The organism is Neorhizobium fuzhouense, assembly GCF_042611105.1.
In the GTDB taxonomy this organism is placed as follows: domain Bacteria; phylum Pseudomonadota; class Alphaproteobacteria; order Rhizobiales; family Rhizobiaceae; genus Neorhizobium; species Neorhizobium galegae_A.
Genome location: NZ_JBHFFP010000006.1, coordinates 47,490 through 65,930, shown reverse-complemented (window position 1 = coordinate 65,930; position 18,441 = coordinate 47,490). Strand labels below are relative to the sequence as shown.

Genomic DNA, 18,441 nt, shown 5'->3' with positions numbered 1-18,441 from the left:
GCCGCTTATGATGTCCGGGATATCAAGGAGGATGGCCGATGGGTGATCTACTGATACGCAATATCCCTGATGCCATCCGGCAAAGCCTTGCCGAGCGCGCCGAGCGCTCAGGACGAAGTGTGTCGGAAGAGGTCGCCGCTATTCTGGGAGAGGAGCTGGGCGGTTTGGGCCGACCGCGGGAAGCGGATGCGCGCTCGCGTCTATTGTCCCTTCGGAAGATCCTGAAGGCTGACAACCAGGACGAAGCAGATCTCTACGCTGAGATCATGGAGGGGATCGAGGCCAAGCGGAAGTCTGATTTCGGTCGTCTGCCCGATGATGCGGAATGATCGTTCTCGACACGAACATCCTTTCCGAACTGAACAAGATCCGGATCGACCCGCAAGTTCATGCGTGGATGGACGCTGTCGAGCCTGCTGATCTTTATCTCTGCGACATCGTGGTGATGGAGCAGGCCTATGGTGCGGAGAGTTTCTTTCGCAGAACCGGCTCCCGGCGATATCAGGAGCGCCTTGTCGAAATCCTGAAGCTCTTTCAGGACAAGATCCTCTCACTCACTCTCGATACCTGTTTGAGGGGTGGCGAGGTGCGCGCACGACGTGATGCGCTGGGCCGGCCGATAAGCGTGCAGGACGCCATGATCGCAGCCATCTGTCTCGTTCACGGGGCGAGCCTTGCCACGCGCAACACAAAAGACTTCGAAGGGCTTGATCTTCGTCTCGTGAACCCGTTTGAAGGGGCCTGACGAACAGGACCGCGCAAATGGCACTTCGCATCATCTTCATGGGAACGCCCGAATTTTCCGTGGCCACGCTCAAGGCGCTGGCAGAGGCGGGTCACGAGATCGTGGTGGTCTACACGCAGCCGCCGCGGCCGGGCGGCCGGCGCGGGCTCGATGTGCAGAAATCGCCGGTGCATCAGGCCGCCGAAGGGCTCGGCATTAAGGTTCTGACGCCGCTGAATTTCAAGGAGCAGGACGAGCGTGACCGGTTTGCCGCCTTTGGCGCGGATGTCGCTGTCGTTGTCGCCTATGGGTTGCTGTTGCCGGTGGCGGTGCTAGAGGGCGCGCGGCTCGGCTGCTATAATGGCCATGCCTCGCTTCTGCCGCGCTGGCGCGGGGCTGCCCCGATCCAGCGGGCGATCATGGCGGGCGACCAGAAGAGCGGCATGATGGTGATGCAGATGGAAAAGGGGCTCGATACCGGGCCCGTCGCCCTCACGCGCGAAGTGGAGATCGGCGAAAACATCACGGCTGGAGAATTGCATGACCAGCTGATGCAGGTCGGTGCGGAAGCCATGGTCGAGGCCATGGCGCGGCTGGAGGCCGGCAACCTGCCTCTGGTGCCGCAGGCTGACGAGGGCGTGCTTTACGCCGCAAAGATCGACAAGGGCGAGACGCGCATCGATTTCTCACGGAGCGCCCGTGAGGTTCATGACCATATCCGCGGTCTGTCGCCGTTTCCCGGTGCCTGGTTCGAGGTGGAGATCCATGGACGGACGGAGCGGGTGAAGGTGCTTTCCAGCGAGAGGGCCGACGGGCAGGGCGAGCCGGGCGTTCTGCTGGATGACGCGCTGACGGTCGCCTGCGGGGAAGGCGCGGTGCGTCTGACGCGGCTGCAGAAGGCCGGCGGCAAGCCGCTTGCGTCAGTCGATTTCCTGCGCGGCACGCCGCTTCCCGCCGGTTCAAGGATTGCCTGATGCCGCGCTTCAAGATGACCGTCGAATATGACGGCACGCCCTATGTCGGCTGGCAGCGGCAGGAGAATGGCCATTCGGTGCAGGCAGCGCTCGAAAAGGCGGTTCTGTCGCTGACGCAGGAGACCGTCGTGGTGCGCGGCGCTGGCCGCACCGATTCCGGCGTCCATGCGCTCGGCCAGGTCGTCCACACCGATCTGTCGCGCGACTGGCAGCCTTACAAGCTGCGCAATGCGCTGAATGCCCATCTGATGATGGCAGGCGAAAAGGTGGCGGTCATTGACGTCGACCGGGTGGAAGACGGCTTTGACGCGCGCTTTTCGGCGCTGCGCCGGCATTACCTCTACCGCATCATTTCCCGCCGCGCGCCGCTGGCGGTCGAGGCGAAACGCGCCTGGTGGGTGTCGAAGGATCTCGATCATACGCTCATGCACGCGGCGGCCCAGACGCTGGTCGGCCACCATGATTTCACGACGTTCCGGTCCGTCCACTGCCAGGCGGCCAGTCCGGTGCGCACGCTCGACCGGCTGGACGTGACGCGCTCCGGCGATCTGATCGAGATCCGGGCGTCTGCGCAGAGTTTCCTGCACAACCAGATCCGCTCCTTTGCCGGCACGCTGAAAATGGCGGGCGAGGGCAAGATGACGGTTGCGGATGTGCGCGCGGCGCTCGAAGCCCGCGACCGCGCGGCCTGCGGGCCGGTTGCCCCGCCGGACGGACTTTATTTCATGCAGGTGGATTACCCGGACGGGGCCGGTTCAGCCCGGATAGACGTCGAGAAACCGCTCCAGAACGTCCGAGAGGAGGAGTGAGGGTACGATCAGCACCATGGTGAGGGTGGCGATCATCAGCCGCTGATCGCCGAGCAGCATGCGGAAGATCCGGCTGAGTGCCACGATGAGCGCGATGATGGCGCCAAGCCAGACCAGCGCAATCAGGCCAGTCAGGCCGGGCACGGCAATCAGCAGCAGGCTCAGCACGCCATACAGATAGGAAAACGGCACCGACAGCCAGTTGGTGACGAAGACGATGGCCGGAAAGTAGCGGCCGATGCCAAGCATCAGCGCAAGGATGCCGGCCAGAACCAGCGGAAACAGCCAGTTGGCCGCCTCCAGCATGGCCATGCGCAGGAAGAAGATGCCGCCGATCGATTGGCTGGGTGGAAGCCCCTGCTGATAGGCAAGACGCCACCAGAACCATGACAGGCCGATGGCCGGCAGGCACCAGATGATGGCCCAGAAGGAGCGCATCATGCCGCGGTCGCTCAGGTCGAGATACTTGAAGCCCGCTCGGTTGCCCTTGATCAGCAGCCAGAGACCGAAGAGGTAGAGCTTGATTTCATCGAAGGGAGGCAAAGGGGGATCTCGTATCGGTTGAGACGGGGAGGCGGGGGATGTCAGGACGACAAATGGGTGCGAAGCGGCAACATGGCCAGAGGCGATAGCAAAAGGATCAGCAGGATCAGCAGCCGGATCCGGCTGTCGCCGCCAACGACGGTTGTCAGAAGGTGCCATTGAAGCGCAAACAAGGCGACGCCCACGCCGATCAGCGCCAGCACGACGACCGCCAGGCTTGCAAGGTTCCAGGTCTGCAGGTTCATGAGAAAGAAGGGTGCGGCCACCAGATGGACGAGCGGCAGATAGACGAGTGCCGACCAGTTCCATGTGACGATCAGCGTGCGCAAGAGAACCCGGACGGTGAGAAGCGGCGAGGCAAGCGACAACACGAGGATCGGCAAAACGATGCCGGCTGCCTCGTTGAGCAGGAATTTCAAGGCGAAGGAAAGGCTGCCGTCCAGTGCCGCTACAGGGTGGCCAAGACCCGGCGTCCCTCCACGTTCCACCAGCCAGCTGCCGATGCCATAGAAAGCGATGACCGGAAGCGTCCAGAGATAGGCGCTGAAGGAGCGTGCGAGCCCTTCGTCTGAAATATCAAACACCGACAGCCCACGGGCATCGCCCCGCACCAGCAGCAGCAGGCCGGCCAGATGCCGCTTCAGCTGGCTAAAGGACAGCATGCGCGAACCAGCGCTCGATGAACACGCCGTAGATGTTTGTCAGCGTTTCGAGATCCGCCACGGCCACGCGCTCGTCCACCATGTGCATGGTCTGGCCGACAAGGCCGAATTCCACCACCGGGCAATAATCCTTGATGAAGCGCGCATCCGAGGTGCCGCCGGTGGTCGACAGTGTGGGCGTCTGGCCGGTTACGCTTTCGACGGCGCCGGAAAGCGATGAGACGAGCGCATCGTTGCGGGTGAGAAAAACATGGCTCGGGCGCTCTGACCAGGTGATCTCATAGCGCATCGCCGTGCGCCCGGGCCTCAGGCTCTCGTCGGCGCAGGCCTTTTCGAGACGGGCAAGCAATTCCGCCTGCAGGCTCTCCACGCTCCACAGATCGTTGAAGCGCACGTTAAAGGCAAATTTGACCTTTGCCGGAATGACATTGGTGGCCGTATTGCCCGTATCGATGCCGGTGACTTCAAGGTTCGACGGCGGAAAATTCTCGGTGCCCGCATCGAGCGGCGGGTTCATCAGCGCCTGCATCATGGCCGTTGCCGCCCGCAGCGGATTGTCGGCGAGGTGCGGATAGGCCACATGGCCCTGCACGCCATGCACGGTGACGAAGCCGGAGATCGAGCCGCGGCGGCCGATCTTGATCATGTCGCCGAGGCGGTCCGGATTGGTCGGTTCGCCAACCAGGCAGGCATCCCAGCGCTCGCCCTTTGCGGCGGCCCATTCCAGGAGTTTCACCGTGCCGTTGATCGCCGGGCCTTCCTCGTCGCCGGTGATCAGGAAGGAGATCGAGCCCTCAGGCGCCCCATGCTTTTCGATATGGCGGGCAACGGCTGCGATGAAGCAGGCGATGCCGCCCTTCATGTCGACGGCACCACGGCCGAACAGTTCGCCGCCGGCGATTTCGGCGGCAAAGGGCGGATGGCTCCAGGCACCCGCATCGCCGACCGGCACCACGTCGGTATGGCCGGCAAACATCAGGTGCGGGCCGGACGTTCCCAGGCGTGCATAGAGGTTTTCGATGTCCGGCGTTCCCGCCTCCGTGGCCGTCACCCGCTCGACTGAAAAGCCGAGGGGTTCCAGCATGGCCTGAAGCGCCGACAGCGCGCCGCCTTCCGCCGGTGTGACCGACGGGCAGCGGATGAGAGTGCCGAGGTTTTCGACGGGATCGGTGGCAGACATCAAATAGGCTTTCGGTCAGTCGCGCAGCAGCTCGTTGATGCCGGTCTTCGAGCGGGTCTTTTCATCGACGCGCTTGACGATGACGGCGCAGTAGAGATGCGGGGCGGGAAGGCCGTTGCCCATGGTGGCGTTGGCGGACGGCATGGAGCCGGCAACAACGACCGAATAGGGCGGCACTTCGCCATACATGACCTCGCCCGTGGCGCGATCGACGATCTTGGTCGACTTGCCGATATAGACGCCCATGCCGAGAACCGAACCCTCGCGGATGATGCAGCCTTCGACCACTTCCGAGCGGGCGCCGATGAAGCAATTGTCCTCGATGATCGTGGGGCCGGCCTGCAGGGGTTCCAGAACGCCGCCGATGCCGACGCCGCCGGACAGGTGAACGTTCGAACCGATCTGCGCGCAGGAGCCGACGGTCGCCCAGGTGTCGACCATGGTGTTTTCACCGACATAGGCGCCGAGATTGACGAAGGACGGCATCAGCACGACGCCCTTGGAGACATAGGCCGAGCGGCGCACGACCGCATTCGGCACGGCGCGGAAGCCGGCGGCGCGGAACTGGTTTTCGCCCCAGCCTTCGAATTTCGACGGCACCTTGTCCCACCAGGTGGAGGCGCCGGGGCCGCCCTTCACCACTTCCATGTCGTTGAGGCGGAAGGAGAGGAGAACGGCCTTCTTCAGCCACTGGTGAACCGTCCACTGGCCGTCTGCGCCGCGCGCGGCAACCCGCAGCGTGCCGGCGTCGAGAAGGTTCAGGGCTGCCTCGACGGCATCGCGGATCTCGCCTTTGGTGCCAAGGTTGACGCTATCGCGGTTGTCGAAGGCCTGTTCGATGGTCGCTTCGAGGGAGGAGAAGTCCTTGGGCTCGGGGCTGGTCATGGGGGGTCCTTGGATGTCACACGGATCGTGATGAGGGCAAGCGCGCTGCCGGCTGGCAAATTCTTGCCTTTTGCTCTAAGCGACCGCCACTTAAGCGTCAATGTGGTTTGGCGTGCCGGCACGAAGACCCGCCCGGCGAAACGCAGCAATGCATCGCATGTGAATGGGGAACCGCACACTTCCTCAATCCATTGCGGATAGAACGAGACAGTGACAGCAGGATTGCGAAGGACACGACAGATGGCCGCAGGAAAGAACGACGCGACGAGACGCAAGGGTGGTGTCTTCGATCCGCTGAAGGACAGCTCCGTCGACAAGCTGCGTGCCCGCGCCATCCCCAAGACGCCGCAGTCGGAATCGCCCTCCTATCGGCTGGCCTATGTGGACGAGGATTTTCTCTGCCGGGACGAGTTGCGCCCCGTGCGCCTGCAGCTGGAGCTGCTGAAGCCGGAAATGACGCTCACCGAAATGGGCATCAAGTCCACCGTCGTTCTCTTCGGCGGCGCGCGCATCCCGGCCCCCGGCACCGAGCCCTGGGCTGCCCGCAACGAGGTGCAGCGCAAGAACCTGACCGCGGCCTCGACCTATTACGAGGAGGCGCGCAAGTTTGCCGCGCTCTGTGCGCAGGAGTCTGCCCTTCACGGCCATCAGGAATATGTCGTGGTGACCGGCGGTGGCCCCGGCGTGATGGAGGCCGGCAATCGCGGCGCTTCGGAAGCGGGGGCCCCGACGATCGGGCTGAACATTCTTCTGCCGCACGAGCAGGCGCCAAACCCCTATGTCACGCCGGCCCTCAGCTTCAACTTCCACTATTTCGCCATCCGCAAGATGCATTTCCTCATGCGGGCGCGGGCAATTGCGGTGTTTCCGGGCGGTTTTGGCACGCTGGACGAGCTGTTCGAGGCCGTCACGCTCATCCAGACGCGGCGCATGGCGCGCATCCCGCTCATCCTGTTCGGCGAGAAATTCTGGCACAAGATCATCGATTTCCAGGCGCTGGCCGATTTCGGCACCATTGCGCCGGAAGACATCGAGCTCTTGAATTTCGTCGAAACCGCCGAGGAGGCGTGGCAGGTGATGGCCGATTTCTACGACATGGAAAAGCCCGCTCCCTCGCGGTGAGGGGCGGGCCATATCCTTTCTTCAGAAATTGAAGCCGGGGATCAGAACGGGCGGTCCGGCAGGTCGTCGATGGTGATGACGCCGTCCTTGTTGCGATCCATGCGGTCAAACAGCTTGTCGATGGCCGCCGTTGCCTCGGCCTTGCTGATCTGGCCGTTCTCGTCCGTGTCGGCCATGTGAATGAGGGCCATCATCGGCATCATGCCGCGCGGACCCATGCCGTGATGCCGTCCATGCGGGCCACGGGGACCTTCGCCGCGGGGGCCGCCGTCATGCTTCATGGCATCGAGTCCACCGGGGCCGCGCGGGCCACCGGCTTCCGGCGGCGGTGGCGGGCCGCCTTCGTCATCGGCCATTTCGTCCGGCTCGGCGCCTGGACCCTTCGGCTCGGCGGCGCGTTCGGCGCGGCGCTTTTCACGCCACTCTTCCATGCGCGCCTCGTGGTACTTGCGCAGTTCGCCCGGCGTCAGCACGCCGTCCTTGTTTTCGTCGGCTGCCGCAAACAGGCGATCACCCCAGGCCGTCACTTCTTCGCGGGTGATCTTGCCATCCTTGTTGGTGTCGGCTTCCTTCAGCAGACGAATGAACATCATGTCCCGCATCATGGCGCGCTCGGGGCCGGGCCGGCCGGGACCGTGATGGGGCCGCCCCTCGGGTGCTGCAAAGCTTGGCGCGGCTGCCCCGACGAGGAATGTCGCGCCAAGGGCTGCGAGAGCGAGTTTCTTGATCGTCATAGACATGCATCCTTCTGCTTGTTGTCTTGACACCAAGCTAGGGCTGCTTGCCCGCCTTCACCACTTAAACATCGGTAATCTCTAATGAAGCTTTGGTAATGTTTTGCCGTCAGCGTTGAAGGATGGCGCCGAGGAAGGCCACCAGGTCGTCGGTCATGTAATCGACGTTGGGGTCCTCGTCCTGCGCCTGTTCCCAGCGTTCGATGATGAAATCACCGAGATTGCGCGGCACCATCAGCACGGTCTTCATGCCAAGCGCGCGGGGCACTTCGAGATTGCGCGGCAGATCCTCGAACATCGCTGCATGGCGCGTATCTACGCGGTTGAGGCTGGCGAACTTGTCATAGGTGGCGCCGGCGGGTTTCGGCACGTAATCGGCCGCCACGATGTCGAAGATATCATCGAACTGATCGAGAATGCCGAGCGCTCTTGCTGCCGCCTGCGCATGCGAAACGGTGCCGTTGGTAAAGATGAACTTGCGCCCCGGCAGCGCCTTGATCGCCTCGCCCAGTTCCGGATGCGGCAGAAGGGCGGAATAGTCGATGGCATGCGCCCGCTCGAGGAACGCGTTCGGATCGATGCCGTGATGCACCATCAGGCCTTTCAGGGTTGTTCCGTGCTCGTGATAATAGCGCTTCTGGAGAACCCGTGCCTCCTGCGGCTCCATCTGCAGGAGTTCCGCCACGAAGGCCGTCATGTTGCGGTCGATCTGCGCAAACAGATTGACGTGATGCGGATAGAGCGTGTTGTCGAGGTCGAAGACCCAGTCACGGACATGGGCGAAATCGGCGGGGTCGGGCGTGGCGTTGAGCTGTGGCATGGCGGCTTTATGCACCGCCCGCCACGGAAAGAAAAGCCATCCGGCCGTAAGCCGAACCGTTCCGGCCCGAGGTGGCCTTGGCGGGTGCACGGGCCGCATGCTAGCGCCACGGAATGGAACTCTGGATCCCCATCACCATTGCCGCCGCCTTTTTGCAGAATTTGCGCTCGGCCTTGCAAAAGCACCTGCAGGGCTCGCTCGGCACGCGCGGCGCAAGTTTTGTGCGCTTCGGTTACGGCTTTCCGGTCGCCGTACTCTATGTCGCCGGCCTGCATCTCTTCGGCGGTTTCCGCCTGCCGCAGCCGACACTCGGCTTTGCCGTCTGGTCGATCATCGGCGGGCTTGCGCAGATCTATGCGACCATCATGCTGGTCTACCTGTTTTCGCTGCGCAATTTTACCGTCGGGACGGCCTATTCCAAGACCGAACCGATGCAAGCGGCGCTCTTCGGCCTCGTCATTCTGGGCGAACGCTTGAGCCTTGGGACACTCGTGGCGATCCTCATCGGCATTGTCGGCGTGATGACGATTTCGGTGGCGCGCTCGCCGCTGACCTTTTCCGGCCTCTTCCGTTCGCTCGCCACCCGCACGGCCTTGATCGGCATTGCATCCGGGGCCGTGTTCGGCATTTCGGCGGTGGCCTATCGTTCGGCGTCGCTGTCGCTCGATGGGCCGAACGCCGTGATGCAGGCAGGCTTTACGCTGGCTTTCGTCACCGGCTTCCAGACGCTGTTCATGCTCTTCTGGATGCTGGCGACGGACCGAAGCGAAATCGGCAAGGTCATCCGTTCGTGGAGAACGTCTGCGCTGGTGGGGCTTGCGGGCGTGGTCGGCTCTGCCGGGTGGTTTACGGCGATGACCCTGCAACAGGTGGCCTATGTGCGGGCGCTCGGCCAGATCGAGCTGGTCTTCACCTTCATGGCCTCGGTCTTCCTCTTCCACGAGAAGATCAACCGGCTGGAGGTTCTGGGATGCCTGCTGATCGTTGCAGGCATCCTCGGTCTTCTGTTTCTCTGACGTCTGAGGTCAGGGAACGATCAGCGTTCCGGCACCGCCTTCGGTGAAGATTTCGAGCAGCACCGAATGGGACGTCTTGCCGTTCAGGATGACGACGCCCTGCACGCCGGCGCGGATGGCGTCGATGCAGGTTTCGACCTTCGGGATCATGCCGCCGGAAATCGTGCCGTCCTTGATGAGTGCCTGTGCCTGGGCAACCGACAGTTCCTTGATGAGGTTCTTGTCGCGGTCGAGCACGCCCGGAACGTCGGTCAGGAACAGCAGGCGGTCGGCGCGCAGCGCGCCGGCAATCGCGCCGGCAAACGTATCGGCATTGATGTTATAGGTCGCGCCGTCGCGGCCGGGAGCGACCGGGGCAATCACCGGGATCATTTCGGACTTGGCCAGAAGATCAAGCAGCGTGCGGTCGACTTCGACCACTTCGCCGACGAAACCGAGATCGAGCACACGTTCGATGTTGGAGTCCGGATCGATGACGGTCTTGCGGGCCTTTTCGGCAAACACCATGTTGCCGTCCTTGCCGCAAAGCCCGATCGCCCATTCGCCGGTCTGGTTGATGAGGGCGACGATTTCCTTGTTGATGGAACCGGCCAGCACCATTTCGACGATCTCCACCGTCTTCTGGTCCGTCACGCGCAGGCCACCCTCGAATTTCGACTCGATGCCCATTTTCGACAGCATGGCGCCGATCTGCGGGCCGCCGCCATGAACCACGATCGGGTTGACGCCCGACTGCTTCAAAAGCGCGATGTCTTCGGCAAAGGCCTTGCCAAGCGCCGCATCGCCCATGGCATGGCCGCCATATTTCACGACGATGGTCTTGTTCTCGTAACGCTGCATGAAGGGCAGCGCCTGCGCGAGCAGCTGCGCCTGCATCTCACTTTCGGAAGGGGACATCGAATTACCTCTGGAACCTCAGGTGCGGCCTTGTAACGCATGTTTTTGACAGAGGAAATAATCCGGCGCCAACAAATGAGCGTAAGTGTCACGATGACGTCAAAAAAGACAGGCTGCAATGCCGGGAGGCCGACCACGTGAAAAGCAGTGATGCGGAGCTTTCCCACCTGGTGGCGCAGATTGCGCTGAAGGATGGTGACGCCTTCCGGGCGGTCTATGAAAAAACCTCGCCAAAACTTTTTGGCGTCTGCCTTCGTATCCTCAAGGATCGCGAGGATGCGCAGGATGCGCTGCAGGAGGTTTATGTGAAAATCTGGCGCAATGCCCAGCGCTTTGCCGGCTCCAATGTCGGGCCGATGCCCTGGCTGTGTGCGATCGCGCGCAACCATGCCATCGACGTGTTGCGCGCCCGCCGTCCCGCCTCCGACAGCCTGGAGGAGGGGGCGCAGCAATTTCCAGATGATGCCCCGGACCCGGAAAGCACCGCCGTCATCAAAGGCGAGGGAAGGCGCATTGACAGGTGCATGCAAGAGTTGGATCCTCAGCGCGCCGAGGCTGTCAAAAGTGCCTATGTGGAGGGGCTGAGCTACCAGGAACTGGCAAAGCGTCATGCTGTTCCCCTGAACACCATGCGCACTTGGCTGAGGCGAAGCCTGTTGTCGTTGAGAGAGTGCATGGAGCGATGAGCAATCCTGACCAGAGCGAAGGCGACCGCGCCCGCGACGAGGTTCTTGCCGGTGAATATGTGCTGGGCGTGCTGTCGGCAGAAAGCCGCGCACGGGTGGAGGCGCGCATCCGTCGCGACCGCCCCTTTGCCGCCATCGTCGCCCGCTGGGAAGAGAATCTTTCGCCGCTCAACGACGAATATGAGGCGATCGCACCGCCCGACTTCATCCTGCCGATGGTGGAGCGCCGGGTGCTTGCCACCCGACGCCGCGCACTTGCATCGAGAACCAGCACGTTTGCCGGACTTTGGGGCTCGCTTGCCTTCTGGCGCACGCTTGCGCTTGCCTCCATCTTCCTATTTGCCGGCACGATGTTCTTTACGTTCGTGGCGCCGCTGCCCGGCGCACCGGACGCTGGCCGGTCCGGTCAGCGGCAACCGGCCCCGCTTCGCCCGCTTGCAGAACTCGCAGGCCAGAACAATGCGGTAAGCCTGATTGCGCGCTACAGTGCCGGCGACGGTCTCTTGCGCCTCACGCCTGTCGCCACCGCTGGCGACCAGCCGCATTCGCTGGAACTCTGGGTGATCGACGGCAACGATCCGGCCGTCTCGCTCGGCATCCTGCCGCAATCGGGCGAGGGGGAGCTTGCCGTGCCGCAGGCCCTTCGACCGAAGCTGAAGGATGGCGTGACACTGGCCGTCAGCCTCGAACCCTATGGCGGCTCGCCGAGCGGCGCACCGACCGGCCCGGTTCTCGCGCTTGGCAAGGCGCAGATGCCCTGATTCCCCCTCCCGCCGGCCCCCGATGCTCGTTCGGGGCCGGTCGAAGCGTGAGCTGGCCGGCCGGTTCGCAAGGCTGCCTGCCAGACGGGTCGCGCGCCAACTGGGCCGTTCAATGCCGCATCACCTTTTTGCCGGCGGTGCTGAAACTCTTTCGTCTTTCCCCTCGTCCTTGCTGATGTCCCCGATGACGGGGACGGAGGCTGCGGCACAAAGCCCGGCCGTCTCAAGGTTAGAGGAAGAGGAAAGCCCCATGTTGAAGACTGCCCTGCGCAGCGTCGCAATCGTTGCCCTTCTGTCCGCAAGCGCCGTCGCCACCCAGGCCGCCAATCCGAAAGTTGGCGGCGCGGCGATGTATGAAAACAAGAACATCGTCGAAAATGCCATGAATTCGAAGGACCACACCACGCTGGTGGCGGCGGTCAAGGCGGCGGGTCTTGTCGAGACGCTGGAAGGCAAGGGGCCGTTCACGGTGTTTGCGCCGACCAATGAAGCCTTCGCCAAGCTGCCGAAGGGCACGGTCGATACGCTGCTGAAGCCGGAGAACAAGGCTCAGCTGACCAAGATCCTCACCTGCCACGTGGTGGCGGCCGATGCCATGTCGAAGGCCATCGAAAAGATGATCAAGGACGATGGCGGCGAGCATGACGTCAAGACGGTCGGCGGCTGCGTGCTGAAGGCCAAGGAAGCCAAGGGCAAGATCACACTGACCGACGAAGCCGGCGGTGTCGCCCATGTCACGATCGCCGATGTCAAGCAGTCGAACGGCGTGATCCATGTGATCGACCACGTGCTGCTGCCGAAGATGTAACGAACAAATCGGCCATCACCGCCCGGGTGAGGCCTTGAGAAACGGCGCCGCGAGACACGTCAGCTCTGACGTTCGTGGCGCCGCTGCCGGTCTGGCGGCTTTCCTTGTCGTCCCCTGAAGTCCGTCAGGCCGGTTTTCCGACGGTCAGCCCAATGGCCTGCCGCAACTCATCCAGCCCCTCGGACTTTTCCGAGGATGTCGACAGGACTTCCGGATAGGCGGCCGGGTGCTTGCGGATCTTTTCCTGCGTCTCGGCCAGCAGCCGCACGACCGCCGGCGGCTTGATCTTGTCGGTCTTGGTCAGCACGATCTGGTAGGACACGGCGGCCTTGTCGAGAAGGTCGAGCACTTCGTCATCGTTCTTCTTGATGCCGTGGCGGCTGTCGATCAGCACATAGACGCGCTTCAGCGTGGCCCGCCCGCGCAGGTAATCGAAGACCAGTTTCGTCCAGTTGTCGACCATGTCCTTCGGCGCCTGCGCATAGCCGTAGCCGGGCATGTCGACGAGTGCCATGGGCGGCAGGTCGTCACCGGCGCCGGAATAGCCGTCGGGCACGAAATAGTTGAGCTCCTGGGTGCGACCCGGCGTATTGGAGGTGCGCGCCAAACCCTTCTGGCCGACCAGCGCATTGATCAGCGAGGATTTGCCGACATTCGATCGGCCCGCAAAGGCTACTTCCAGCGGCCCTTCCGGCGGCAGGAATTTCATCGCGGGAACGCCGCGGATGAAAACCCACGGCCGGCCGAAAAGCGGTCTTTCCTCGAAATTCTGATCTGTCGCCATGTCGTTTATCGCCATTTGTCTGTTTTGAAGGTCCGGCTTCATGCTTTTGGCCGGTAATGTCAAGCTTGAAGCGCCAGGCGCCGATTGACCGTATCCTGAAACGACAAGACCCCGGCAAGGCCGGGGTCTCGAACGATTTCGGCTATTTCGTCTCGGCCGGTTTTCGCTTGAACAGGCCCTTGATGTTGTCAATGAGTTCCACCTTGGCGCCGTGGCGCTTCATGATCAGCGCCTGCTGCGTGATCGACAGCGTGTTGTTCCAAGCCCAGTAGATGACGAGACCGGCTGGGAAGGACGACAGCATGAAGGTGAAGACCAGCGGCATCCAGGTGAAGATCATCGCCTGGGTCGGGTCCGGCGGCGTCGGGTTCATGCGCATCTGCAGGAACATGGTGATGCCCATGATGATCGGCCAGACGCCAATCATCAGCGCATGCGGCACGTCATAGGGCAGAAGGCCGAACAGGTTGAACAGCGAGGTCGGGTCCGGAGCCGAAAGGTCCTGGATCCAGCCGAAGAAAGGCGCGTGGCGCATTTCGATGGTGACGTAGATGACCTTGTAGAGCGAGAAGAAGATCGGGATCTGCAGGACCACCGGCCAGCAGCCGGCAATCGGGTTGATCTTTTCTTCCTTGTAAAGCTGCATCATCGACTGCTGCAGCGCCATGCGGTCGTCGCCATGCTTCTCCTTCAGCTCGGCCATTTTCGGCTGGACGCGCTTCATGGCGGCCATCGAGGCATATTGCTTGCTGGCCAGCGGGAAGAACAGCGCCTTCACGACGATGGTGGTGCACAGGATCGCCACGCCGAAATTGCCGAAGTAGCGGAAGAAGAAGTCCATCAGTTTGAACATCGGCTTGGTGATGAAGTAGAACCATCCCCAATCGATCAGAAGGTCGAAGCGCGGGATCGAATAGCTCTGTTCGTAGCCATCGACCAGCGGCACTTCCTTGGCGCCGGCAAAGACGAGGTTCTTCAGCTGTGTCGACTGGCCGGGCGCGATGGTGACCGCATCGGTCTTGTAGTCGGCCTGGTAGCGCGGCTGGCCGTCGGTGAAATGCGTAAAGCGCGATTCATACGGCAGCTGCTGCGGCGGAACGATCGTCGAGGCCCAGTATTTGTCGGTGATGCCGAGCCAGCCGCCGGTGGCCTTGGCATTGACCGAGGCTTCCTTCTCGATGCTGCTGTAGCTGTGCTCAGACAGGCCGCTCTGGGCGCCCAGGACGCCGAGGAAGCCTTCATGGATGACGTAGACGGAGGGCGTTGCCGGCTTGTTGTAGCGCGTCACGCGGCCATAGCTTGCAAGACTGATGGCATCGCCCGTCGGGTTGTCGATCTTGTCGGTGATCGTCAGCATGTAATGGTCGTCGACGGAGATGGTGCGGTTGAACACCACGCCCTTGTCGTTGGTGAAGGAGAGCGTCACCGGGGTCGTCGTCGTCAGCTTGTCACCGGAGGCCAGCGTCCAGACTGTGCCGGGCCCGGGCACGGTGCCGGACGTGTCGCCGGCGATATAGCCCACTTCGGTGAAATAGCCGTCCTTGGTGTCGGCGGGCGACAGCAGCGTGATCGTCGGGCTCTTCGGGTCGACGGTCTCGGTATAATCGCGCAGCTTCAGGTCATCGAAGCGAGCGCCGGTCAGGTTGATCGAGCCGGCAAGGGCGGGCGTATCGATGGCAACGCGGGCCGAGCGGGCAAGCGCCTGTTCGCGGGTGGCGGCTGCCGGGGCCTGGGTGGAGCCGGGCAGCGTGCCATTGGCGGTGCCGCCCACCGTCGGATTGGCCGGCTGCGGGTTTGCAGCCTGCTGCTGTTCAACCTGCGCGCGTCGCGCCTCTTCGGCGCGCTGCTGCGCTTGCATCCTCGGGTTCATGTAGAGGAACTGCCAGGCAAGAACGATCAGCACCGAGAGCGCGATCGCGATGAAGTAATTGCGGTTCTTTTCCATCATGCTTTCCTGGAACGGGTCTCCTCGGACCGCTTGTGTTTCGGTCGGCTTCCCAGGCGTTCGGAAAGCGCCGCCGTGATGTCGGCGAAGGATGCGTTCAGCATCTCGCGTCGGGCGACAATGACATAGTCATGACCGTCTTTCATTGCAGCGCCGCCGGAAAGCCGCACTGCCTCGCGCAACCGCCGCCGCATACGATTGCGCTCGACGGCATTGCCCTGCTTCTTGGTCACCGTGAAACCGACACGGGGACCGCCTTCCGGTTCCTTGCGGTCGAGCACTTCCATGAGGAAGAGGCGCCCGCGGCGTTTTTCGCCATCCCGGACAGCAAGAAACTGCGGCCGGCTTTTCAGCCGCCCGACAGTTTTCGTCTTCTGGTCTTCAGTCGTCATTTCCGGCACGGTCGCCGGGCATGCCGGCCTTAGGCCGACAGGCTCTGACGGCCGCGTGCGCGACGGGCAGACAGGACCTTGCGGCCACCCTTGGTTGCCATGCGGGCGCGGAAGCCGTGGCGACGCTTGCGAACAAGCTTGGACGGTTGGTAGGTACGCTTCATTTTTTAATACCGCGGTGTGCGGCCCTTCTTGGGTTTGTCCTTCTAGAGGACAAGAGCGTTGCTGGATAACGTATCGGCACAGGAACACGCTCGCGCGCGCCTGCGAAAGCCGGACGTGGGCGGCTTATAAGAGCAAGCCATCGCAAAAGTCAATTGGCGCCGGGCTTTTCCGCGCGCCGCTGCAGGCCTTTGTCGGCGGCGAAAGGGCCTGTTCCACCGGTGGATGCGCCCCGTGTTCCCGTGTCGCGCAACTTCAAGCCTTCTTTAATTCCTCTATGCGAATATTCGACAACTGGAAAGGCGTGAAGCCTCAAGGGTCCAGTGCTGGTGAAGGGTGATCTATGAAAATCAGGGGCAAAATCAACTTGCTGGTCGGCATGATGGGGCTGGTGGCCCTCATCTTGGGCGCAACATCGCTGTTTGCAATCTCCGAGTACGGCCGCCGCATTGCGGTGTTTCATTCGGATGCAGACCGCGCCTACATGGGGGAAAACCTCAACCGGCTGGTCACCAGCGTGGTGATGGAATCCCGCGGTATCTACGCGTCCAAAACGCCTGAGGAAACCGTCAAGTTCGGCGAGGGCCTGTTGAAGAACCTCTCGCAGATCGATGCGCTCCTGGCAAAATGGCGCCCGATGGTGCCGGCCGCGCAGCAAGCATCCTTTGAGGCGATGGTAAAGCGGGCGGAGGAATTCAAGGCGTTCCGTTCCGAGACCGTTCGGCTTGGCAAGACTGAAGGACCCGAGGCTGCCAACAAGCAGGGCAATAACGAAGCCAACCGGAACAACCGCAAGGCCTTCCAGCAGGAAATCGACACCATCGTCGGCCAGGACCGCGCAGAACTGGACGAGGTGAGCAAGGGCATCGATCAGTTCGGAGACACGCTGTTCCTGTTGATCGCCGTCATTACGGTTACAGGCGTGGCGCTGGGCACCGGCCTTGCCGCCATCATCAGCCGCCGTTCGCTGATCGTGCCGATCCTTGCTCTGACCGATGCGATGAAGCGCATTGCTTCGGGCGATTTTGCCACGGCCGTCCCCGGGGTCGGGCAGAAGGACGAGATCGGCGAAATGGCCTCGGCCGTCGAGGTGTTCAAGCAGAACGGTATCGCGGTGCAGCGCATGAACGCCGAAGAAGGCGTGTCGCGCGCCCGCTCTGACGACCTGCAGACGCGCATGGCAGCCGTCGTGGCTGCTGCTGCCGAGGGCGATTTTACCGCCCGGATCGACAAGCAGTTCGGCGACGAGGGCCTCGATCGGTTCGCCCGCAATGTCGACCAGCTGCTGGCGACCGTCGATGGCGGCCTCACCCAGACCGGCCAGATCCTGAAGCGCCTTGCCGCCGGCGACCTCACCGACACCATGCATGGCAGCTTCCGTGGCGCCTTTGCCGAGCTGCAGCGCAATGTCAACGAGGCGATCCTCAACCTGCGCAACACGATGGGCGAAATCCGCAGTGCCGCAGGCACGATCAACGGCAATGCCGGCGAATTGCGTGCAGCCGCCGACGACCTGTCGAAGCGCACCGAGCAGCAGGCGGCGGCCCTCGAGCAGACGTCTGCTGCGCTCGACGAGATCACCGCCGTCGTCAAGTCCTCCACGGAGCGGGCCCAGGAGGCCAGCAGCATGGTGGGCGAAGCCAAGGAAAGTGCGGCCCAGTCCGCCGTCGTCGTGCGCGATGCGGTTGCCGCCATGGGCCGCATCGAACAGGCCTCGCGCGAGATTTCGCAGATCATCAACGTCATCGACGAGATCGCCTTCCAGACCAACCTCCTGGCGCTCAATGCCGGCGTGGAAGCCGCCCGCGCCGGTGAAGCCGGCAAGGGCTTTGCCGTGGTCGCCCAGGAAGTGCGCGAACTTGCCCAGCGCTCGGCCAATGCCGCCAAGGATATCAAGGCGCTGATCACCAAATCCGGCGAGGAAGTGGCCGGCGGCGTCAAGCTTGTCCAGAAGACGGGCGAATCGCTGCACGAGATCGAAAGCCGCGTTCTCGGCATCAACGACCATATCCACTCGATCGCAACGGCCGCCCGCGAGCAGGCAACCGGCCTGCACGAGGTCAACACCGCCGTCAACCAGATGGACCAGGTGACGCAGAGGAACGCGGCCATGGTGGAGGAAACCTCGGCGGCCACCCACAAGCTGTCCCAGGAAGCCGATGGGCTGTTCTCGCTGCTGTCGCATTTCAACATCGGCGAAGGCGGCGATGCCGCGCGCCGCAGCTTTGACGCCGGCCCCGCCCGCCCGGCACCCGCCCGTGCTCCCGCCATCCACGTGGCAGACGAGCGCGCAGCGCCCAAGGCCTCGCCGGCCCGCCGCATCATGGGCAACCTTGCGCGCGCCATTGGCGCCGCACCTGCCGCCGCCGCCGCCGCTTCTCCGCGTGGGGAAAACTGGGAGGAATTCTGATGCCGCAGCGGCTCAAAACGCCCGTTGCGCCCCTCTGAAACGACGGACATGCCCGAGGGCTGGAAAAAGCGCTCGGGCATCTTTATTATACGGATGATAACAGGCGCTGCAGGAACCTGCCGCGCTG

General features: G+C 62.9%; 21 protein-coding genes. 10 read left to right on the top strand and 11 right to left on the bottom strand.

What is annotated here, in order from left to right; genetic code table 11:
- The first annotated feature begins 38 nt into the window (after nucleotides 1-38).
- The 4 genes from ACEXP3_RS12465 to truA are packed head-to-tail and all read left to right on the top strand — an operon-like array spanning nucleotide 39 to nucleotide 2,507.
- Nucleotides 39-329: a FitA-like ribbon-helix-helix domain-containing protein gene (locus ACEXP3_RS12465; protein WP_377297548.1), complete on the top strand. Its 291-nt coding sequence runs from the start codon at nucleotides 39-41 to the stop codon at nucleotides 327-329.
- Complete coding sequence (locus ACEXP3_RS12460) at nucleotides 326-745, top strand: type II toxin-antitoxin system VapC family toxin (protein WP_377297547.1); 420 nt, start codon at nucleotides 326-328, stop codon at nucleotides 743-745. Before ACEXP3_RS12465 ends, ACEXP3_RS12460 begins: the two co-directional genes overlap by 4 nt.
- 17 nt (nucleotides 746-762) lie before the next feature.
- Nucleotides 763-1,698, top strand: coding sequence for a methionyl-tRNA formyltransferase (gene fmt, locus ACEXP3_RS12455; RefSeq protein WP_377297546.1), 936 nt, complete (start codon nucleotides 763-765; stop codon nucleotides 1,696-1,698).
- The gene (truA, locus tag ACEXP3_RS12450) at nucleotides 1,698-2,507 is read left to right on the top strand and encodes a tRNA pseudouridine(38-40) synthase TruA (RefSeq protein ID WP_377297545.1); all 810 of its coding nucleotides are present in this window, start codon (nucleotides 1,698-1,700) and stop codon (nucleotides 2,505-2,507) included. Before fmt ends, truA begins: the two co-directional genes overlap by 1 nt.
- Here truA and ACEXP3_RS12445 read toward each other — a convergent pair.
- Genes ACEXP3_RS12445 through dapD form a run of 4 tightly spaced genes read right to left on the bottom strand, consistent with a single transcriptional unit; the run spans nucleotide 2,454 to nucleotide 5,777 of the window.
- The gene (locus ACEXP3_RS12445) at nucleotides 2,454-3,050 is read right to left on the bottom strand and encodes a hypothetical protein (protein ID WP_377297544.1); all 597 of its coding nucleotides are present in this window, start codon (nucleotides 3,048-3,050) and stop codon (nucleotides 2,454-2,456) included. The two genes, truA and ACEXP3_RS12445, sit on opposite strands and share 54 nt — an antisense overlap.
- Before the next feature lie 41 nt (nucleotides 3,051-3,091).
- Nucleotides 3,092-3,712 carry a hypothetical protein gene (locus ACEXP3_RS12440; RefSeq protein ID WP_377297543.1) on the bottom strand — a complete coding sequence of 207 codons (621 nt, stop codon included), beginning with the start codon at nucleotides 3,710-3,712 and terminating at the stop codon, nucleotides 3,092-3,094.
- Nucleotides 3,699-4,892, bottom strand: a complete 1,194-nt coding sequence (gene dapE / locus ACEXP3_RS12435; RefSeq protein ID WP_377297542.1) for a succinyl-diaminopimelate desuccinylase — start codon at nucleotides 4,890-4,892, stop codon at nucleotides 3,699-3,701. Before dapE ends, ACEXP3_RS12440 begins: the two co-directional genes overlap by 14 nt.
- A gap of 15 nt (nucleotides 4,893-4,907) precedes the next feature.
- The gene (gene dapD, locus ACEXP3_RS12430; RefSeq protein ID WP_377297541.1) at nucleotides 4,908-5,777 is read right to left on the bottom strand and encodes a 2,3,4,5-tetrahydropyridine-2,6-dicarboxylate N-succinyltransferase; all 870 of its coding nucleotides are present in this window, start codon (nucleotides 5,775-5,777) and stop codon (nucleotides 4,908-4,910) included.
- Nucleotides 5,778-6,017: 240 nt separating this feature from the next.
- Here dapD and ACEXP3_RS12425 point away from each other — a divergent pair, with 240 nt between their 5' ends.
- On the top strand, nucleotides 6,018-6,899 hold the full coding sequence (locus tag ACEXP3_RS12425) for an LOG family protein (RefSeq protein ID WP_377297540.1): 882 nt from the start codon (nucleotides 6,018-6,020) through the stop codon (nucleotides 6,897-6,899).
- A 41-nt stretch (nucleotides 6,900-6,940) separates the two neighbouring features.
- Here the strand turns inward: ACEXP3_RS12425 and ACEXP3_RS12420 are convergent, their stop codons facing one another.
- A complete protein-coding gene (locus ACEXP3_RS12420; RefSeq protein ID WP_377297539.1) occupies nucleotides 6,941-7,633 on the bottom strand; it encodes an EF-hand domain-containing protein in 693 nt (230 codons plus the stop codon).
- Between the two features lie 109 nt (nucleotides 7,634-7,742).
- Nucleotides 7,743-8,453: a pyrimidine 5'-nucleotidase gene (locus ACEXP3_RS12415; protein WP_377297538.1), complete on the bottom strand. Its 711-nt coding sequence runs from the start codon at nucleotides 8,451-8,453 to the stop codon at nucleotides 7,743-7,745.
- A gap of 113 nt (nucleotides 8,454-8,566) precedes the next feature.
- Here ACEXP3_RS12415 and ACEXP3_RS12410 point away from each other — a divergent pair, with 113 nt between their 5' ends.
- Complete coding sequence (locus tag ACEXP3_RS12410) at nucleotides 8,567-9,469, top strand: EamA family transporter (RefSeq protein WP_210103698.1); 903 nt, start codon at nucleotides 8,567-8,569, stop codon at nucleotides 9,467-9,469.
- A 9-nt stretch (nucleotides 9,470-9,478) separates the two neighbouring features.
- Here the strand turns inward: ACEXP3_RS12410 and argB are convergent, their stop codons facing one another.
- Nucleotides 9,479-10,366 carry an acetylglutamate kinase gene (gene argB, locus ACEXP3_RS12405; RefSeq protein ID WP_377297537.1) on the bottom strand — a complete coding sequence of 296 codons (888 nt, stop codon included), beginning with the start codon at nucleotides 10,364-10,366 and terminating at the stop codon, nucleotides 9,479-9,481.
- Nucleotides 10,367-10,503: 137 nt separating this feature from the next.
- Between argB and ACEXP3_RS12400 the strand changes: the two genes are divergently transcribed.
- The 3 genes from ACEXP3_RS12400 (at nucleotide 10,504) to ACEXP3_RS12390 (ending at nucleotide 12,621) form a co-directional block, all read left to right on the top strand.
- Nucleotides 10,504-11,052, top strand: a complete 549-nt coding sequence (locus ACEXP3_RS12400) for a sigma-70 family RNA polymerase sigma factor (RefSeq protein ID WP_377297536.1) — start codon at nucleotides 10,504-10,506, stop codon at nucleotides 11,050-11,052.
- The gene (locus tag ACEXP3_RS12395) at nucleotides 11,049-11,813 is read left to right on the top strand and encodes an anti-sigma factor (protein WP_377297535.1); all 765 of its coding nucleotides are present in this window, start codon (nucleotides 11,049-11,051) and stop codon (nucleotides 11,811-11,813) included. Before ACEXP3_RS12400 ends, ACEXP3_RS12395 begins: the two co-directional genes overlap by 4 nt.
- A gap of 250 nt (nucleotides 11,814-12,063) precedes the next feature.
- Entirely contained in the window at nucleotides 12,064-12,621 is a 558-nt protein-coding gene (locus ACEXP3_RS12390; protein ID WP_210103694.1) for a fasciclin domain-containing protein, read from the top strand.
- 124 nt (nucleotides 12,622-12,745) lie between these two features.
- Here ACEXP3_RS12390 and yihA read toward each other — a convergent pair whose 3' ends face one another.
- The 4 genes from yihA to rpmH form a co-directional block, all read right to left on the bottom strand.
- A complete protein-coding gene (gene yihA, locus ACEXP3_RS12385) occupies nucleotides 12,746-13,405 on the bottom strand; it encodes a ribosome biogenesis GTP-binding protein YihA/YsxC (protein ID WP_377297533.1) in 660 nt (219 codons plus the stop codon).
- A gap of 142 nt (nucleotides 13,406-13,547) precedes the next feature.
- On the bottom strand, nucleotides 13,548-15,350 hold the full coding sequence (yidC, locus tag ACEXP3_RS12380; RefSeq protein ID WP_377297531.1) for a membrane protein insertase YidC: 1,803 nt from the start codon (nucleotides 15,348-15,350) through the stop codon (nucleotides 13,548-13,550).
- Complete coding sequence (gene rnpA, locus ACEXP3_RS12375; protein ID WP_210103692.1) at nucleotides 15,350-15,742, bottom strand: ribonuclease P protein component; 393 nt, start codon at nucleotides 15,740-15,742, stop codon at nucleotides 15,350-15,352. The genes yidC and rnpA overlap by 1 nt, the downstream gene beginning before the upstream one ends.
- Nucleotides 15,743-15,771: 29 nt before the next feature.
- The gene (rpmH, locus tag ACEXP3_RS12370) at nucleotides 15,772-15,906 is read right to left on the bottom strand and encodes a 50S ribosomal protein L34 (protein ID WP_137129837.1); all 135 of its coding nucleotides are present in this window, start codon (nucleotides 15,904-15,906) and stop codon (nucleotides 15,772-15,774) included.
- Nucleotides 15,907-16,247: 341 nt separating this feature from the next.
- On the opposite strand from rpmH, the gene ACEXP3_RS12365 reads away from it, so the two are divergent.
- Nucleotides 16,248-18,314, top strand: a complete 2,067-nt coding sequence (locus tag ACEXP3_RS12365; RefSeq protein ID WP_377297530.1) for a methyl-accepting chemotaxis protein — start codon at nucleotides 16,248-16,250, stop codon at nucleotides 18,312-18,314.
- Nucleotides 18,315-18,441 lie beyond the last annotated feature (127 nt).

Excerpts from the sequence above, each read along its gene's own strand:
- ACEXP3_RS12465 (WP_377297548.1), top strand. The coding sequence starts at position 39 with ATGGGTGATCTACTGATACGCAATATCCCTGATGCCATCCGGCAAAGC.
- ACEXP3_RS12460 (WP_377297547.1), top strand. The coding sequence starts at position 326 with ATGATCGTTCTCGACACGAACATCCTTTCCGAACTGAACAAGATCCGG.
- fmt (WP_377297546.1), top strand. The coding sequence starts at position 763 with ATGGCACTTCGCATCATCTTCATGGGAACGCCCGAATTTTCCGTGGCC.
- truA (WP_377297545.1), top strand. The coding sequence starts at position 1,698 with ATGCCGCGCTTCAAGATGACCGTCGAATATGACGGCACGCCCTATGTC.
- ACEXP3_RS12440 (WP_377297543.1), bottom strand. The coding sequence starts at position 3,712 with ATGCTGTCCTTTAGCCAGCTGAAGCGGCATCTGGCCGGCCTGCTGCTG.
- dapE (WP_377297542.1), bottom strand. The coding sequence starts at position 4,892 with ATGTCTGCCACCGATCCCGTCGAAAACCTCGGCACTCTCATCCGCTGC.
- dapD (WP_377297541.1), bottom strand. The coding sequence starts at position 5,777 with ATGACCAGCCCCGAGCCCAAGGACTTCTCCTCCCTCGAAGCGACCATC.
- ACEXP3_RS12425 (WP_377297540.1), top strand. The coding sequence starts at position 6,018 with ATGGCCGCAGGAAAGAACGACGCGACGAGACGCAAGGGTGGTGTCTTC.
- ACEXP3_RS12420 (WP_377297539.1), bottom strand. The coding sequence starts at position 7,633 with ATGACGATCAAGAAACTCGCTCTCGCAGCCCTTGGCGCGACATTCCTC.
- ACEXP3_RS12415 (WP_377297538.1), bottom strand. The coding sequence starts at position 8,453 with ATGCCACAGCTCAACGCCACGCCCGACCCCGCCGATTTCGCCCATGTC.
- ACEXP3_RS12410 (WP_210103698.1), top strand. The coding sequence starts at position 8,567 with ATGGAACTCTGGATCCCCATCACCATTGCCGCCGCCTTTTTGCAGAAT.
- argB (WP_377297537.1), bottom strand. The coding sequence starts at position 10,366 with ATGTCCCCTTCCGAAAGTGAGATGCAGGCGCAGCTGCTCGCGCAGGCG.
- ACEXP3_RS12395 (WP_377297535.1), top strand. The coding sequence starts at position 11,049 with ATGAGCAATCCTGACCAGAGCGAAGGCGACCGCGCCCGCGACGAGGTT.
- ACEXP3_RS12390 (WP_210103694.1), top strand. The coding sequence starts at position 12,064 with ATGTTGAAGACTGCCCTGCGCAGCGTCGCAATCGTTGCCCTTCTGTCC.
- yihA (WP_377297533.1), bottom strand. The coding sequence starts at position 13,405 with ATGGCGACAGATCAGAATTTCGAGGAAAGACCGCTTTTCGGCCGGCCG.
- yidC (WP_377297531.1), bottom strand. The coding sequence starts at position 15,350 with ATGGAAAAGAACCGCAATTACTTCATCGCGATCGCGCTCTCGGTGCTG.
- rnpA (WP_210103692.1), bottom strand. The coding sequence starts at position 15,742 with ATGACGACTGAAGACCAGAAGACGAAAACTGTCGGGCGGCTGAAAAGC.
- rpmH (WP_137129837.1), bottom strand. The coding sequence starts at position 15,906 with ATGAAGCGTACCTACCAACCGTCCAAGCTTGTTCGCAAGCGTCGCCAC.
- ACEXP3_RS12365 (WP_377297530.1), top strand. The coding sequence starts at position 16,248 with ATGAAAATCAGGGGCAAAATCAACTTGCTGGTCGGCATGATGGGGCTG.